Source organism: Pseudomonas sp. S4_EA_1b (genome assembly GCF_016307435.1).
Taxonomy (GTDB): Bacteria; Pseudomonadota; Gammaproteobacteria; order Pseudomonadales; family Pseudomonadaceae; genus Aquipseudomonas; species Aquipseudomonas rhodesiae.
On record NZ_JAEILC010000091.1, the window covers coordinates 26289 to 39991 of the forward strand.

Below are 13703 nucleotides of genomic sequence, written 5' to 3' on the forward strand. Positions count from 1 at the left end.
GTGGAACGTATCTACATCGGCATGGGCAGCAACCTGGCGGCCCCGGAGCAACAACTGCGCAATGCTGTCCAAGCGCTGGCGCGGTTGCCCGGCACTACCCTCGCCGGGGTGTCCGCCTTCTATCAAAGTGACTCCCTATTGCCCGGGCAACCGCGTTACACCAACGCAGTGGCAGCCTTGGACAGCGACCTGGCGCCCCTGGACCTGCTCGACGCGCTGCAAGCTATCGAAAATGACCAAGGCCGCGAACGCCTCGAACGCTGGGGCCCTCGTACCCTTGATCTGGATATCCTGCTGTTTGGCGATCACCTGATCGACCAGCCGCGCCTGAAAGTGCCCCACTACCAGATGCACCTGCGTGCGTTTGTGTTGTACCCGTTGGCCGAACTGGCGCCCGCCGCATTGCAATTGCCGGATGGCAGACGCCTCAGCGCCCTGCTCGAAGCCTGCCCGTTTGTCGGCCTGGAACGGCTCCCAGTTGCTGAATCGCGTCAGTAACAGCGGTAACACCGCCGTCGTAACAATGCGGTAACACATCCAATTGACTTCCCGTGTCCTCCTCACGACTATAGGCGTCCCGCTGCCGCCAACCCGGCGCTAAAGGGCGCAATCCAGGCCTTATAAGCACTGCTCTCAAGACGGTGCGCCTGTATAAACGAAGACTCACGCGCGTTACTCGCTGTTTCCAAGCGCCTGAACGAGGACCCTTTTCATGCCAGACATTACCCTGACCACCTTGCAGAGCCTCAAGCTCAAAGGTGAAAAAATCGCCATGCTGACCTGCTATGACGCCACTTTCGCCCACGCCAGTTGCCAGGCCGGGGTCGAGGTGTTGCTGGTGGGCGACTCCCTGGGCATGGTTCTTCAAGGGAATGACAGCACACTGCCTGTGACCACGGATGAACTGGCGTACCACACCGCCAGCGTCAAGCGCGGCAATGATGGTGCGTTCATCATCGCCGACCTGCCGTTCATGGGGTACGCCACCCTCGAACAAACCTTCCTGAACGCCGGAAAACTGATGCAGGCCGGCGCCCACATGGTCAAGGTCGAAGGCGCCGTATGGCTTGCCGAGTCGATCCGCCTGCTGGCTGAGCGCGGCGTGCCGGTATGCGCACACATGGGCCTCACCCCGCAGTCGGTCAATCTGCTCGGCGGCTATAAAGTGCAAGGCCGCCAGGAAGCCCAAGCGCGACAGATGCGTGCCGACGCCATCGCCCTGGAGCAAGCCGGCGCCGCAATGATTCTGCTGGAATGCGTGCCGAGCGAACTGGCCGCTGAAATCACCCAGGCCGTCAAAGTACCAGTGATTGGAATTGGCGCCGGTTCGGCCACCGATGGCCAGGTACTGGTGCTGCACGACATGCTCGGGCTGTCGATCAGCGGCCGGGTTCCGAAGTTCGTCAAAAACTTCATGCTCGGCCAGGACAGCATCCACGCCGCCTTGAGCGCCTATGTCGCCGAAGTCAAAGGCGTGACCTTCCCCGGCGCCGAACACGGATTTTCTGCATGAACACCGTAAAAACCGTACGAGAACTGCGATCGGCCGTGGCCCATGCGCGCAAGGCCGGCAAACGCATCGGCTTTGTGCCCACCATGGGCAACCTGCACAGCGGCCACGCCACGCTGGTGACCAAGGCCGCGCAACAGGCCGAATTCGTGGTGGCGAGTATCTTCGTCAATCCACTGCAATTCGGCGCAGGCGAAGACCTGGATAAATACCCCCGCACCCTGGCCGCCGACCAGGAAAAACTCCTGCAGGCCGGCTGCAACCTGCTGTTCGCGCCGACGGTCGAAGAGATGTACCCCGACGGCATGGCCGGCCAGACCCGCGTCAGTGTCCCGCAATTGTCCGAAGGTCTGTGTGGCGCCAGCCGCCCTGGTCACTTCGAGGGCGTGGCCACGGTAGTCAGCAAGCTGTTCAATATGGTTCAGCCGGACATCGCGGTGTTTGGTCAAAAGGACTACCAGCAACTGGCCGTGATTCGCGCCATGGTGCGCGACCTGAACATGCCGATCCAGATCATCGGCGAACCCACCGTACGCGCCGACGACGGCCTGGCGCTGTCCTCGCGCAACGGTTACCTCAGCGATGAACAACGTGCCATCGCTCCGGTGCTGTACCGCAGCCTCAGCCAGATGGCCGCTGCGATCAAATCCGGCGATCGCGATTTCGCCAGGCTGCGCGCCGAACAGGTGGAGCAGATCGAAGCCGCCGGGTTGCGCCTGGATTACCTGGAAGTGCGTCAGGGCGTAAATCTGCGCTCGGCCACGGCCGAAGACCGTGACCTGGTGATTCTGGTCGCCGCCTATCTGGGCGCAACCCGCCTGATCGACAACCTGCACCTGACCCTCGACTGACCCTGCCGACACCCCGCCATTGCTCCGCCCGCTGTGCCGGTATAAAAAAGTACCGGCTACAGCACAGACAAAGCCAAGACATATGCCCACGCTAGGTTTAATGTAATCGCCCTGCGCTATGGTTAGCGCTATCTGGAACCCAGCCCCTGATAAAAGACTGGATGTTCCGGGCTTTGAAGTGTCCTAAAGGCAGTCCCCGTAATAAAAGGAAACCCGCAGCGATGGCGTACTACCGCACTCCTCATGACGTTACCGCTCTGCCCGCCTGGCAAGCGCTCACTCAACACCGCCAAGCCATGCAGGATTTCAGCATGCGCGAAGCGTTCAATGCCGATCCCCAGCGTTTTTCCCAATTCACCTTGAGCAGCTGCGGACTTTTCCTCGATTACTCGAAAAACCTGATCACCAGCGAAACCCGTGACCTGCTGGTGGCCCTGGCCAAGGAAGTCAATCTCAAGGGCGCCATCGATTCGCTGTATGCCGGCGACCCAGTCAACTCGTCCGAAGGCCGCCCGGCCCTGCACACGGCCCTGCGCCGTCCGGTGGGCGACAAGTTGTCGGTCAACGGCGTGAACATCATGCCGGACGTGCACAAAGTGCTGAATCAGATCACTGATCTGGTCGGCCGCATCCATGACGGCTTGTGGCGTGGCTACACCGAAAAACCGATCACCGACGTGGTGAACATCGGTATCGGTGGCTCGTTCCTCGGCCCGGAGCTGGTCTCCGAAGCCCTGCTGTCCTACGCTCATAAGGGCGTACGCTGCCATTACCTGGCGAACATCGACGGCAGTGAGTTCCACGAACTGACCATGAAGCTGCGCGCCGAGACCACGCTGTTTATCGTCTCATCGAAATCCTTCAACACCCTGGAAACCTTGAAGAACGCCCAGGCCGCACGCGCATGGTACCTGGCCCAGGGTGGCTCGGAAGCCGAGCTGTATCGCCACTTTATTGCGGTGTCGAGCAACAACGCGGCAGCTGTGGCCTTCGGTATCCGCGAAGAAAACATCTTCCCGATGTGGGACTGGGTCGGCGGCCGTTACTCGCTGTGGTCGGCCATCGGCTTGCCCATCGCCCTGGCCATCGGTATGTCCAACTTCAAGGAATTGCTGTCCGGCGCCTACACCATGGACCAGCATTTCCAGAACGCACCGTTCGAAGCCAACATGCCCGTGCTGCTGGGCCTTTTGGGCGTGTGGTACGGCAATTTCTGGGGTGCGCAGAGCCATGCGATCCTGCCGTACGACCACTATCTGCGTAACATCACCAAGCACTTGCAACAGTTGGACATGGAATCCAACGGCAAGAGCGTGCGCCAGGACGGCACGCCGGTGTCCACCGACACAGGCCCGGTGATCTGGGGCGGCGTGGGGTGCAACGGTCAACACGCGTACCACCAGTTGCTGCACCAAGGGACTCAGTTGATTCCGGCCGACTTCATCGTGCCGATTGTCAGCTTCAACCCTGTGTCCGATCACCATCAGTGGCTGTACGCCAACTGCCTGTCTCAAAGCCAGGCGCTGATGCTCGGCAAAACCCGCAGCGAAGCCGAAGCCGAGTTGCGTGACAAGGGCATCGCCGAGGAAGAGGTGCAGAAGCTGGCGCCGCATAAGGTGATCCCGGGCAACCGTCCGAGCAACACGTTGGTGGTCGAGCGCATCAGCCCGCGTCGCCTGGGTGCTCTGGTCGCCATGTATGAGCACAAAGTGTTCGTACAAAGCGTGATCTGGGGTATCAACGCTTTCGACCAATGGGGTGTGGAGCTGGGTAAAGAACTGGGCAAGGGCGTGTACAACCGCCTGACCGGTGCCGAAGAAACCTCGGCCGAGGATGCTTCGACCCAGGGCCTGATCAACTACTTCCGCGGGCGTCACCGCGGCTGATCGCACTGCCCGCAAGGCCAACGTCCGTTTGGACGTTGGCCTTGCCCCCCTCCCCACGCTGGGTGCATCTTTATGCCTTGTCCCGACAACAAGAATAAGGACCGCTCATGTTCGATATCAGCACGTTTCCCGCCGCCGATGCCGTCCGCCGGGCAGCACAACTCAGTCAAGAGGACTATCAGCGCCTCTACCGCCAATCCATCGAGCAACCCGATACTTTTTGGGCCGAGCAGGCCAGCGCTTTTCTCGACTGGATAACCCCATGGCATACCGTCCAACTGTCAGATATCAACACCGGTGCCGCCCATTGGTTCGCCGGCGGCCAGTTGAACGTCAGCTATAACTGCATCGATCGCCACCTCCAGCACCGCGCCGATCAGCCGGCCTTCATCTGGGAGGGCGACGATCCGACAAACTCCAGCAAGATCACCTACCGCCAACTGCACCAGAACGTTTGCCGCCTGGCCAACGTGCTGAAAAGCCGTGGCGTGAAGAAAGGTGACCGGGTGTGCATCTACATGCCCATGATCCCCGAAGCCGCCTACGCCATGCTGGCCTGCACGCGCATCGGCGCAGTGCACTCGGTCGTGTTCGGTGGATTCTCGCCGGATGCCCTGCGCGACCGCATCCTGGACGCCGATTGCCGCACCGTGATCACCGCCGACGAGGGTGTGCGCGGCGGCAAGCCGGTGGCGCTGAAAAACAATGTCGACAAAGCCCTGGCCAGTTGCCCGCGTGTGAGCACCGTGCTGGTTGTGCAACGTACCGGCGCGTCCGTGAATTGGAGCGACGGCCGTGACCTGAAATATCAAGAAACCCTGGCCGCCGCCAGCGATGATTGCCCGCCCGAGCCCATGGACGCCGAAGACCCGCTGTTCATCCTGTACACCTCCGGCAGCACCGGCAAACCCAAGGGCGTGCTGCACACCACCGGGGGCTACCTGCTGCAAGCGGCGATGACCTTCAAGTACGTGCTCGACTACCGCGACGGCGAAGTCTTCTGGTGCACCGCCGATGTCGGCTGGGTCACCGGCCACAGCTACATCGTGTATGGACCGCTGGCCAACGGCGCCACCTCGCTGATGTTCGAAGGCGTCCCCAGCTACCCGGACAGCTCGCGCTTCTGGCAAGTGATCGACAAGCACCAGGTGAATATCTTCTACACCGCCCCCACCGCGTTACGCGCCTTGATGCGTGAGGGACACGGCCCGCTGGAAAGCACTTCCCGCGCCAGCCTGCGCCTGCTGGGCAGCGTAGGCGAGCCCATCAACCCGGAAGCCTGGGACTGGTACTTCAACGCCGTGGGCGAACAACGTTGCCCGATTGTCGATACCTGGTGGCAGACCGAAACCGGCGGCATCATGCTCAGCCCGCTGGTCAGTGCCCAGCGCATCAAACCCGGCTGCGCTACTCAGCCGATGTTTGGCGTACAGCCGGTACTGCTGGACGAACACGGCCGCCCTTTCACTGGCCCAGGCAGCGGCGTGCTGGCAATCCAGGCCAGCTGGCCGGGGCAGATCCGCAGCGTCTACGGCGATCCGCAACGCATGATCGACACTTATTTCAAACCCTACCCCGGCTATTACTTCACCGGCGACGGCGCGCGGCGCGATGAGGATGGCGATTACTGGATCACCGGGCGTATCGATGATGTGATCAACGTCTCCGGTCATCGGATCGGTACTGCCGAAGTGGAGAGCGCTCTGGTTCTACACGACCAAGTGGCCGAAGCCGCAGTGGTGGGCTATCCCCATGATGTGAAGGGTCAGGGCATCTATGCGTTTGTCACGCCCATGAACGGCGTGGAGCCCAGCGATTCGCTGAAAAAACACCTGTTGGAACTGGTCAGCCAGGAAATCGGCAGCTTTGCCAAGCCGGAACTGCTCCAATGGGCACCGGCCCTGCCGAAAACCCGCTCCGGCAAGATCATGCGCAGAATTCTGCGCAAGATTGCCTGCAACGAGCTGGACAGCCTCGGCGACACCTCAACCCTGGCCGACCCCAGCGTAGTGGACGGCCTGATCGACAAACGCTTGAACCGGTAGGAAGCCTCACGTCGCCATGGAATTTATCCGCAGCCGTATCGAAAGCCAGTTGATGAGTCTGACGGGGCTGTCACTGGGCCAGTTGGACTTGGAGAACCCCAAGGGCGATCCAGGCCTGTTCGGGCCGGATTCGATCAGTTGGCAAGTGCATGGCGACTTCAGCAGCATGCTGATCGGCGGGATCAGCGCATTGATGCTGCAAGCCCTGCACCCCCTGGCGCTGGCCGGAGTGTGGGACCACTCGAACTTTCGCCAGGACATGCTTGGACGTCTGCGACGTACCTCGCAGTTCATTTCCGGCACCACCTTCGGCGCACGCAAGGACGCTGATTGGCTGATCGAGAAAGTGCGCACCATCCACCTGCAAGTGGTCGGCCACGCCCCGGACGGGCGCCCCTACGCGGCGAGCGATCCGGCGCTGCTGACGTGGGTGCATGTGGCGGAAGTGAGCAACTTTCTCGCCGCCCATCTGCGCTATCGCAACCCACGCCTCTCAGGCGCCGATCAGGACCGTTACTACAGCGAGATTGCGCTGGTCGCCGAACGCTTGGGCGCGCAGAACGTACCGCGTTCCAGGCAGGAAATTTCTGAGTATCTAGAGCGCATCCGCCCCGAACTGCTATGCGACGAGCGCAGCCGGGAAGTGCTACGCCTGCTGCTCAATGCGCCCGCGCCCAGCCCCTTGGCCAAGCCGTTTGGCGCTTTGATGATGCAGGCCGGCATCGACCTGCTGCCGGATTGGGCCAGTGAAATGCTCGATCAGCATCAGAGCCCGCTGCAGCGCCGGATGATCCGAGCCGGGGTCAAGCGCAGCGCACCGTTGCTACGCTGGGCGATGCGCGATGGTTCGGTGCAGCGCGCCCATCGACGGATGGGGTTGCTGTAGGCCGCATCCCTTAGCTGGTAGACTTCGCGCCCTCATTGCCCACATTTACCTAAAGCAAGGCGCGCTCCATGTCTCCCCTGAACCAGGCGCTGCGCGCCGCCCTCGACCATCGCCAAGACTTGATCCACGAGCTGCATGCTCAAGGCACCGATTGCTACCGACTGTTTCACGGCAGCCAGGAAGGCGCCGGCGGCTTGACCATCGACCGCTATGGCCCGCAGTTGCTGGTGCAGAGTTTCCATCAGTCGCTGCAAGCATCCGACTTGCTGGACCTGCATCGACAGATCAACCAGCACATGGGCATGGAGTTGCTGCTGGTGTACAACGACCGTTCCCGAGGCAACTCGCGGATCGATCGCGAAGACTCCGTGTACCGCGCCGACCCCGTCGCTCTGCAAGACCTGGTCGGCCACGAGTGGGGCCTCAATTACCGTGTGCGCGGACGGCATGCCGGACAAGACCCGCTGTTGTTTCTCGATCTGCGCAACACACGTGGCTGGGTCAAAGAACACGCCGCCGGCAAGAGCGTGCTGAACCTGTTCGCTTACACCTGCGGTGTGGGCCTGAGCGCCGCCGCTGGGGGTGCTCGGGAGGTGTGCAACTTGGACTTCGCCGAAGGCAACCTGGCGGTCGGGCGCGAAAATGGCCAGCTCAACCCCCACCTGCAAACGATGAACTTCGTGCAATCGGACTACTTCCCCGCCATTCGCCAATTGGCCGGCCTGCCGATCACTCAGCGTCGCGGGCAGAAACTGCCCAGCTACCCGCGCCTGGAGCAGCGCCAATACGACCTGGTATTGCTCGACCCACCCGCCTGGGCCAAGAGCGCCTTTGGCACCGTCGACCTGCTCCGCGACTATCAAAGCCTGCTCAAACCCGCCCTGCTCACCACCGCCGATAACGGCGTGCTGATCTGCTGCAATAACTTGGCAAAGGTCAGCATGGACGACTGGCGTGAACAGGTGCTGCGCTGCGCGGAAAAAGCCGGGCGCCCTGTACGTGATTGGAAAGTGATGACTCCGGGCGCGGATTTCCCATCGCAAGATCAACAGCCGCCCCTGAAAACGCTGATCCTGCAGCTGTAAGATTCGTCCCAAACGCCCGGCTCTTCGGAACCGAAAACCCGTGCCATACTCCAAGGCACTCCTTGTTCGACATAGATGGCGTCACCCATGCCCAAAGGATTGATCCGCGCCGCCGGCGCCTTGTTGACTGCCCTGGCCTTGTACAGCTTGCTGGGCTTTTTGATCCTCCCCGGCATTGGCCTTCGCATTGCCAACCAACAATTGGCCGAGTACGCCACAGTGCCGGCACGCATCGAGCGGATCGAACTGAACCCGTTCAGCCTTGAGCTGACGGTCTGGGGCCTGAAAATAGGTGACCCGGGCAAGGAGCAGCTGGGCTTCGAGCGTCTGTATGCCAACCTTCAGGTCGACAGCCTTTGGACCCGCGCCCTGCATCTGGCCGATGTGCAACTGGACAAGCCCAAGACCGAATTGCTGTTCAACAAATCCGGCCAATTGAACCTGGCGCAGTTGTTCAAACTACCACCCAGTGAGCCAACACCGACTGATCCTGACGCCAAGCCCTTCCCGCTGCGTGTGGACAACATCAAACTGGCCGGTGGCTATTTGCACTTTGAGGACTTGCGCCCCAGCGAGCCCATCGAATTCCTCTACGACAAACTCGACTTCGAACTGAAGAACCTCAGCACCCTGCCTGAGGACAATGCCGACATGACCCTGGTCGCGGCCGGCCCCGAGGGCGGGCATATCGACTGGAAAGGCAATTTCAGCCTGGTGCCGATCACGTCCCAGGGCACCCTGAAGGTCACCGACGGCAAAATGAAAGCCTGGTGGCCGTATGTGCGCGACGCACTGCCCTTGGTGCTTGAAGATGGCGTACTCAATTTCAGCACCGAATACACCCTCAGCCTGGCCAAAGATACCCAACTGAACCTCACCAACACCGCCGCCAGTATCGCGCCGTTTGCCATCAAGGCGCCGGACGGCCGGCCACTGGTGCGATTGGAGCGTCTGGACGTCAGCGGCACCACCGTGGACCTGGCGAAACAGCAAGTAGTCGTCGGCAAAATCCGCAGCAATAAGCTCGAAACCTGGGCCGCGCGTGAGGCTGACGGGCAACTGGACTGGCAAAAACTGTTCGCCAGCCAACCGAGCAAACCGGCCAAGGCACCGGAGCCGGCCAGCGCCCCTGCCACCGCCGACTCGCCCAAGGCAGAACCCGCCGCGCCCAGCAAGCCATGGCAAGTGCTGCTCAAGGATGTGCAATTGCGCAACTACCAAGTGCACCTGGCTGATCGTCAGGCCAAGCCTGCGGTCGCACTGGAACTGGGCCCGCTGAACGTCGACATGCAGAACTTCGACAGCCTCAACGGCAGCCCCTTCAACCTGAAAATCGATAGCGGCTTGGGCAAACAGGGCAAGCTGCAGGCCAGTGGTGAGGTCAACCTCAACCCGGTCAGCGCCAGATTGAAAGTCACGACCCAGGACATCGACCTGCGTGTCGCCCAGTCCTATATCAGCCCTTTCATACGCCTGGAACTGCGTAGCGGCATGCTCGGGAGCAATCTGGACGTCAACCTCAAGAGCACCGAACCGCTGGCACTCCAAGTCACTGGCCGGGCTCAGGTCGACCAACTGCACACCCTCGATACGCTGAAGACCCGCGACTTTCTCAAGTGGCAGCGTCTGGTACTCGAAGGCGTGAATTACCAACATGGCCAAAGCCTGTCGATCGATAAGGTCAACCTGCTGCAGCCCTACGCCCGTTTCATGATCAACGATGATCGCACCACCAACGTTGATGACCTGCTGATTCCGCAGCCGGCGGACACTGGCGCCAAGTCGACAGCCAAACCGGCTGCGAGCAAAGACAAGCCGCTGGGCATTCGCATTGGGCAGATTGCGATCAACGACGGCTCGGCCAACTTTGCCGACTTCAGCCTCACGCCTAACTTCGCCACGGCGATTCAACAGCTCAACGGCCAGATCGGTACCATCGACAGCCGCCAGGCCAAGCCTGCCAGCGTCGACATCAAGGGTAAGGTCGACCGCTATGCGCCCGTGACGATCAAAGGCAGTGTCAACCCGTTCGATCCGATGGCGGCGCTGGACATCGCCACCAGCTTCAAGCGGGTCGAACTGACCACCCTCACACCTTACTCAGGCAAGTTCGCCGGTTTCCGTATCCGCAAGGGCCGCCTGAACCTCGACTTGCATTACGTGATCACCAAAGGCCAACTGAAAGCCGAAAACAAAGTAGTGGTCGAACAGCTGCAATTGGGGGAAAAAGTCGACAGTGCCGATGCGGTGGATTTACCGATTCGTCTGGCCATCGCACTGCTCAAAGACAGTGACGGCAAGATATCCATCGAGCTGCCCGTCAGTGGCGACCTCAACAATCCCCAATTCAGCGTTATGCCGATCGTTTGGCAGACCCTGCGAAACCTGGTGGTTCGCGCCGCCACGGCGCCTTTTAAATTCATTGGCGGGCTGGTCACCGGCGGTGGTGCCGAAGACTTGGGCAACGTCTCGTTCGCACCGGGCTCCAGCGAATTGAGCAAGGACGCCGAAGGCGCGCTGAATAAACTGGCCACAGCGCTTAAAGAACGCCCTACCCTGCGCCTGGAAATCGAAGGCACTGCCGCCGCCAGCAGCGACGGGCCATTCCTGGCTGAACAACGTCTGGAGCGCGAATACCAATACAACTACTACAAGATGCTGCAGCGTCGGGGAGACAAAGTCCCGGCCCAGGCCTCATTGCTGCAAGTACCGGAAAGCGAGAAAGCGCCCCTGCTGGAAGGCATCTACCGAACCCGCTTGAAACAGCAGCCGCCCGCGGAGTGGAAAGACCTGAGCCGAGACGAGCGTTCGGCGAAGCTTAAGGACGGCGTGATCAAGTTCTGGAGTACCAGTGATGTGCTGTTGCGCCAATTGGGTCAAGACCGTGCCAGCACTATCAAGGACTACTTGGTGGATAAAGGGCAATTGGAAGACGATCGGGTTTACTTCATTGATGCGCAGTTAGGCCAGGCTGAAAAAGACGGTAGCGTGGTGACGCCAATGCATCTGGATGCCGAGTAGTGAGGGGGCGTATCTAGGCGCATTGTGGCTGGGGCCGTGCTCGTAGTGTCCGTCTGGCCCCAAAGACGATGATGCCTACCTCACGCCAAGTCACAGTCTTGGCGTACTTTGAAGGAAGCCCTCAAACGGCTGCAGGCGCAGCCGGTAATTGAGATCAGTCAGCTACCGCAGCCTACGTGGAATGGCGACTAACTAAGGCACGTTAAGCTGGACCGACGCCATCAACGCACTGGCGGCTCTTGACCCATAGCCCAAACTGTTTCATTACCTCAACCACAGGCTCTAACCGCCGTCCGTCGAGTGTGAGCTCATATTCAACCGTGACGGGCACGGTGGGAAATACTGTACGTTTGACGAGACCTGCTTCCTCAAGAGCGCGTAAATCGAGGGTTAACATTCGTTGGGAAATAGCGGGGATGTCCCGCCTAAGCGCATTAAAGCGCTTTGGCCCATCGAGCAGGTATGAGGCAAGGAGCAGACGCCAGCGACCACCGAGCAAACGCATCGCTTCTTCGACCGAGCAGCCAGATATATTGTCTTTCATGGTCAAAATCCTAAACGCATGCAGGTATATTTTTTGTACCTATACTACAAAATAGTGCGTTCTTCCTATTTTATACCTGACATCTAGAATGAGCTGAAACCACCTCTGTGTTGGAATTGAAAGCGCTCGCTCATGCTCTGGAGTCTGTAAATGAAGCTGTACTACATCCCCGCATCTTGCTCCTTATCGCCCCATATCGTCATGAATGAGCTTGGTCTCGACGCCACGCTGGTTAAAGTCGATCACAAGAAACACCTCACCGAATCAGGTGCCGATTACTTCGAGGTCAACAGCTTTGGTTATGTGCCGGCAATCGAGCTGGACGACGGCACTATCCTGCGTGAAGGCCCAGCAATCGTGCAATATTTGGGTGACCTGAGGCCGGAGCTTGGGCTTGTTCCCCCCCATTGCACCCTTGATCGATACCGGCTTCAAGAGTGGCTGAGTTTCCTGGCGTCTGAGATTCATAAGGGGTTCATTCCGCTGTTGTACTCCACACTCGCAGGTAAATACGTAGACACTGCCAAGCCGAAGTTGGAGAAGCGCTTCGCCTGGATTGACGAACAGTTGAGTACTCGCCCATACCTCATGGGTGATTCCTTCACTGTGGCGGATGCCTATTTGTTCGCATTGACAGGCTGGGGGCAGGCCGCGTGGCTGACCAGTTATTACAGGGCCGACATTCACTTCGACAATTTGCCTAACCTACATGCCTGGTATGACCGGGTTAAAGTGCGTCCTGCCGTTCAAAAAGCGTTGCAAGACGAAGGTCTTGCGTGAACGTGGGTGCAGGCCGATTCGAGATAGCTATGGACAATCAATACTAGCTCCCCCGGTGCAATAGGCTCGCTTATTGCAGTCGGCCTTAAAATAGAACAGGCCCCGACACAAAGTGCCGGGGCCTGTAATGACCACATCCGTGTAGTCGGTCGCATGAATCTCAGAGGTGCATTGAGTGGATATCTAACTCACGCGCCGCCGCCGCTAAGCTCAGACGAACCATTGAGCGTTACTCAGCTTTCAGGCCATCAGCCGATACAGCTTTCACGCCTTTGATTTTCTTGGTGATCGCAACAGCAGTGGCTTTCTGCGATTCGGTCACTGGGGTAGCGGACGACAGGGAAACCACACCTTTGTTGGTCTCGACCTTGATGTCAGTGCCAGGAATGCCTTTTTCGGTTACCAGGTCAGCTTTCACCTTGGTGGTGATCCAAGTATCCGAAGTGGCTTCTTTGGACTTGTCGATGTTGTCAGCCTTTGCAGCGCCGCCAGCCATCAGGCCATCAGCGGAAACAGCGGTAACACCTTTGATTTTCTTGGTGATAGCTACGGCAGTCGCCTTCTGCGAGTCCGAAATTGCTACATCGGAAGACAGGGAAACCACGCCTTTGTTGGTTTCAACCTTGATGTCCGAACCTGGAATGCCTTTTTCGGTCAGCAGGTCAGCTTTGACTTTGGTGGTGATCCAGGTATCCGAAGTGGACTCTTTAGCCTTGGTCATCTCGCCAGCAGCCAGGGTCATCGGCGCCTGAGTAGGTTGGGCGAAGGCAGCGTTGGCCATAGCCAGGGTCAGAGCGGTAGCTGTTGCGGTAGCGAGAGCGAACTTCTTCATACGAGTAACTCCTGTTTTATTAAAAGTCTGCAGCGTGTAAACCTCAATGCTGCAGCGTTAACAGGGATATTGCAGACACTGTGCCAATTCTATTCTTGCTATTAAAACCTTTAAAAACAATGACTTACAAATCAACACCATTTCCGGAATCGTGCATATTGCATGAAGCCCTCAACACCTGCATGCAAGTTGCGGCATTTGGGTTTTCATTAACCGTCTGATTTTTAGGCATTTTCCAGCAGCCATCGGCATAGGGGACGGCC

11 protein-coding genes are annotated in these 13703 nt (G+C 59.4%); 9 read left to right on the top strand and 2 right to left on the bottom strand.

Annotation, left to right across the window (positions count from 1 at the left end):
- The 8 genes from folK (at position 1) to YA0848_RS25430 (ending at position 11284) form a co-directional block, all read left to right on the top strand.
- Positions 1–498, top strand: coding sequence for a 2-amino-4-hydroxy-6-hydroxymethyldihydropteridine diphosphokinase (gene folK / locus YA0848_RS25395; RefSeq protein WP_034100686.1), 498 nt, complete (start codon positions 1–3; stop codon positions 496–498).
- Between the two features lie 214 nt (positions 499–712).
- Positions 713–1513 carry a 3-methyl-2-oxobutanoate hydroxymethyltransferase gene (gene panB, locus YA0848_RS25400; RefSeq protein ID WP_034100689.1) on the top strand — a complete coding sequence of 267 codons (801 nt, stop codon included), beginning with the start codon at positions 713–715 and terminating at the stop codon, positions 1511–1513.
- Complete coding sequence (panC, locus tag YA0848_RS25405; protein ID WP_034100690.1) at positions 1510–2361, top strand: pantoate--beta-alanine ligase; 852 nt, start codon at positions 1510–1512, stop codon at positions 2359–2361. Before panB ends, panC begins: the two co-directional genes overlap by 4 nt.
- Positions 2362–2582: 221 nt before the next feature.
- A complete protein-coding gene (pgi, locus tag YA0848_RS25410; RefSeq protein ID WP_034100692.1) occupies positions 2583–4247 on the top strand; it encodes a glucose-6-phosphate isomerase in 1665 nt (554 codons plus the stop codon).
- Between the two features lie 107 nt (positions 4248–4354).
- Entirely contained in the window at positions 4355–6292 is a 1938-nt protein-coding gene (acs, locus tag YA0848_RS25415; RefSeq protein ID WP_034115097.1) for an acetate--CoA ligase, read from the top strand.
- A gap of 16 nt (positions 6293–6308) precedes the next feature.
- Complete coding sequence (locus tag YA0848_RS25420) at positions 6309–7178, top strand: oxygenase MpaB family protein (RefSeq protein ID WP_034115098.1); 870 nt, start codon at positions 6309–6311, stop codon at positions 7176–7178.
- A gap of 68 nt (positions 7179–7246) precedes the next feature.
- Positions 7247–8263, top strand: a complete 1017-nt coding sequence (locus tag YA0848_RS25425; protein WP_034115099.1) for a class I SAM-dependent rRNA methyltransferase — start codon at positions 7247–7249, stop codon at positions 8261–8263.
- A gap of 87 nt (positions 8264–8350) precedes the next feature.
- Complete coding sequence (locus YA0848_RS25430; protein ID WP_169903473.1) at positions 8351–11284, top strand: DUF748 domain-containing protein; 2934 nt, start codon at positions 8351–8353, stop codon at positions 11282–11284.
- A 202-nt stretch (positions 11285–11486) separates the two neighbouring features.
- Here YA0848_RS25430 and YA0848_RS25435 read toward each other — a convergent pair whose 3' ends face one another.
- On the bottom strand, positions 11487–11828 hold the full coding sequence (locus tag YA0848_RS25435; protein WP_034100702.1) for a winged helix-turn-helix transcriptional regulator: 342 nt from the start codon (positions 11826–11828) through the stop codon (positions 11487–11489).
- 150 nt (positions 11829–11978) lie between these two features.
- On the opposite strand from YA0848_RS25435, the gene gstA reads away from it, so the two are divergent.
- Entirely contained in the window at positions 11979–12608 is a 630-nt protein-coding gene (gstA, locus tag YA0848_RS25440) for a glutathione transferase GstA (RefSeq protein ID WP_034100703.1), read from the top strand.
- Between the two features lie 229 nt (positions 12609–12837).
- Here the strand turns inward: gstA and YA0848_RS25445 are convergent, their stop codons facing one another.
- Positions 12838–13440, bottom strand: a complete 603-nt coding sequence (locus YA0848_RS25445) for a BON domain-containing protein (protein WP_034100705.1) — start codon at positions 13438–13440, stop codon at positions 12838–12840.
- Positions 13441–13703 lie beyond the last annotated feature (263 nt).

Coding starts and splice junctions, on each gene's coding strand:
- panB (WP_034100689.1), top strand. CDS start 713: ATGCCAGACATTACCCTGACCACCTTGCAGAGCCTCAAGCTCAAAGGT.
- panC (WP_034100690.1), top strand. CDS start 1,510: ATGAACACCGTAAAAACCGTACGAGAACTGCGATCGGCCGTGGCCCAT.
- pgi (WP_034100692.1), top strand. CDS start 2,583: ATGGCGTACTACCGCACTCCTCATGACGTTACCGCTCTGCCCGCCTGG.
- acs (WP_034115097.1), top strand. CDS start 4,355: ATGTTCGATATCAGCACGTTTCCCGCCGCCGATGCCGTCCGCCGGGCA.
- YA0848_RS25420 (WP_034115098.1), top strand. CDS start 6,309: ATGGAATTTATCCGCAGCCGTATCGAAAGCCAGTTGATGAGTCTGACG.
- YA0848_RS25425 (WP_034115099.1), top strand. CDS start 7,247: ATGTCTCCCCTGAACCAGGCGCTGCGCGCCGCCCTCGACCATCGCCAA.
- YA0848_RS25430 (WP_169903473.1), top strand. CDS start 8,351: ATGCCCAAAGGATTGATCCGCGCCGCCGGCGCCTTGTTGACTGCCCTG.
- YA0848_RS25435 (WP_034100702.1), bottom strand. CDS start 11,828: ATGAAAGACAATATATCTGGCTGCTCGGTCGAAGAAGCGATGCGTTTG.
- gstA (WP_034100703.1), top strand. CDS start 11,979: ATGAAGCTGTACTACATCCCCGCATCTTGCTCCTTATCGCCCCATATC.
- YA0848_RS25445 (WP_034100705.1), bottom strand. CDS start 13,440: ATGAAGAAGTTCGCTCTCGCTACCGCAACAGCTACCGCTCTGACCCTG.